This is a genomic window from Crocosphaera sp. Alani8, assembly GCF_038442745.1.
Lineage (GTDB): Bacteria > Cyanobacteriota > Cyanobacteriia > Cyanobacteriales > Microcystaceae > Crocosphaera.
The window spans coordinates 1-2,094 of record NZ_JARVCN010000472.1; the positions used below are offsets into that span (position 1 = coordinate 1).

The following is a 2,094-nucleotide window of genomic DNA, read 5'->3' on the forward strand; positions in this document are numbered from 1 at the left end:
TTGGCTCTTTTCGTCATCTGGTAAGGCTTTCAGGTATTCGTGTCCCCACGCCAGGCTTTTGGATACAGTTTCATTTTGTGTCCAATTTGGACACATTTCAAGCAAGTTATCTACAACTTTTGCAGCATCAATTAAACGATAAGGGTGTCTACGCTTGAACCCAAACCTCTCAAGACAATACTCTTCAAAAGTAGCATGAGTAGAACGATAAAGCCGTTTTTTCCGTAACTCCTGTAACGCTTTGCCAGCTTCATAGAATGCTCGTTCAACCTTCCGCTCCAACCGTAGCCGTTCCTGTTGCTCATCATTGGTTAACTCCTCAAATTGGCTCACTTCGGATACAATGACATCCCCATCATCGGAACCTTGCAACCATTGCTCAACCTCGTCAGGGTCGATTTTCCACAAACCCTGCTTCCCCTTAATAGGCACGGGTAATGGCAATGATTTTACGTTCTCCAATTTCCAGGCAAAGCGACCCAGTTCCCATTGTCCACACCGTTGTTCAGTCTCTGACTGCTCATTAATAAAATCTTCGGTCATCTCAATGCAGTCAACGAGATCACAAACAGCGATCGCCTCTCCCAAGGGTAAACTATCCCAGGGATGCAGTGTTAAATCAATGCCCAACTCTGAAGCCAAAGCGGAATAGCTCGATTGTTGCTGGTTAGTATTTTTCTTGGCTGCACAGATAACCAATTTTCCTCGGTAGTTAGTGGGCCAACTGCGTGTCTCAAAGTGCTTCAGTCCCATTTTAATCAAAGAAGCATACGGCGGGTGCAACGAAATGGCCTTGATTTGGGCAATAGTATCCTGTGACTCCTGCTTTGAATTTTTCACAGAAGCCTTATCTTTCAATAGTTTCGTCATGGTTGCGTCCTCAGCTAACTTTGCCCGTCGAGTAGATTACCCTGTTGTCCTTCGATGGCATCTAATCCCTCGTTGACAGCTTTTTCAACAGCTTCTAGGGCATCACGAGATATCTCAACCACTTTCTGCCAACCTTGGTTGATTCCTTGCAGGAGACGGACTTTAAGATGTAATCGGTTTTTGTTATTCGATTGAGGGTCTAAGTAAACCAGCGTTCCAGGTTCTATCTCCACACCATCGACTTTGCGTTGTGACCCCACATATTTAAAGACATCCTGATTAACTTCCGTAGCAGCGATCGCATCTAATTGTACTTGCTGAGATGGGTTCAAAGCCTTGTACACCGCTTTGGTTTGTTCTGGATGTTCTTTGTGTAACTGCTTAAGCTCAACCCAGGTTTGACAAGCTAATAGCAGGGATTTTAGCTCATCGAGTGTAGGGGAGACAGGTAACGGCTTCTTTTTAACGGCTTTGGTTAAGGCTGATATAAAGCGATCTGCATAATTAGGGTAACTTGTCCTTAAGAGGTGGTCATTCTCCTCAGTTTTTTGACTAACTTCTAACAACAAGGCATCAGCTTCATCGGTGGTGTAGTGAGGACAATTATTTTCCAAATCTTCTAGCACCTTTATTAACCACTCAATATCAGTCACCAGTTCTGTGTTCTCATTTTCACTCTCGGCTAAAGTACAAATATTACCAACCTCTGATTGTTGATTGGTGACTGTTTCAAGGTTTGATGGTTGATTTTCACATTGAGGGGGAGTCTCAACCTTTGTAACCGATTTCTCATCTATTGTTGACGGTGATTGATTGATAAGTTGATGATTTTCTGAGTAACCACTTTGATTGTCTAGTAAGTTGTCTATAATTTTCGAGTAGGTTAAGTCATCAATTTTAGCAACTTTTTGTTTAAAGCAAGTCTGAATAGGCATTTCACCGATTGATATCTCCATCGAATTACCAGAAACTTCACAACTTTCATCAACTTCTGGATGATTAGATTCAGAAAACCCAAACCGTTGTTCAAAGGGAATATATTTCATTGATTTCCCAACCCCTTCTAATTTTCCGTAACCATTACTAGCGAGAACTTGAAAATATTTAGAGCGGATCTGATCAGTGGACATTTTTCTGAGGGCGTTAAAATTTTTCTTAGCCCAGGAAGCACTAACCTGCATTATTCATGAAGAAAAAACAAAACAAAAAAATAAGCAATTAGCA

At 41.8% G+C, this 2,094-nt stretch carries 2 protein-coding genes; both read right to left on the reverse strand.

What is annotated here, in order from left to right:
* A partial coding sequence (locus tag P9B04_RS23325; protein WP_342057352.1) for an ASCH domain-containing protein occupies positions 1-870 on the reverse strand: 870 nt, incomplete at its 3' end.
* A 14-nt stretch (positions 871-884) separates the two neighbouring features.
* On the reverse strand, positions 885-2,000 hold the full coding sequence (locus P9B04_RS23330; protein ID WP_342057353.1) for a hypothetical protein: 1,116 nt from the start codon (positions 1,998-2,000) through the stop codon (positions 885-887).
* Positions 2,001-2,094: the final 94 nt, after the last annotated feature.

What these genes read in the sequence shown, in the direction of transcription:
- P9B04_RS23330 (WP_342057353.1), bottom strand. Translation starts at nt 2,000, where the DNA reads ATGTCCACTGATCAGATCCGCTCTAAATATTTTCAAGTTCTCGCTAGT.